The following is a 358-nucleotide window of genomic DNA, read 5'->3' as shown; positions in this document are numbered from 1 at the left end:
TACCGGCACAGGGCGCACCAGCGGCGGCACAGTACTGCCGATCACCGATGTCATCCGCATGGCCAGCCACGCACACCACTACCTGGCCCTATTCGACAGAGCCAAACCCCTAGCGCTGTACCACACCCAACGCCTGGCCAGCCCCGCCCAACGCATCATGCTGCACGCCAAAGACCACGGCTGCACCAAACCCGGCTGCAACGCCCCCGCCTACCACAGCGAAGTCCACCACGTCACCGCCTGGACCAAAACCCACCGCACCGACATCACCGACCTCACCCTGGCCTGCGGCACCCACAACCGCCTGGCCGAACACGGCTGGACCACCCGCACCAACACCCGCGGCCACACCGAATGG

Annotated in this window: 1 protein-coding gene; it reads left to right on the top strand. The window is 66.8% G+C overall.

Annotation, left to right across the window (positions count from 1 at the left end):
* On the top strand, positions 1-358 hold a 358-nt coding region (locus AC5Y5Z_RS25565; RefSeq protein ID WP_499928297.1), incomplete at both ends, for an HNH endonuclease signature motif containing protein.

This window comes from Mycobacterium sp. NGS29 (assembly GCF_059812965.1).
The sequence above is the reverse complement of the archived record's forward strand: the minus strand, read 5'-3'. Positions and strand labels throughout refer to the sequence as shown.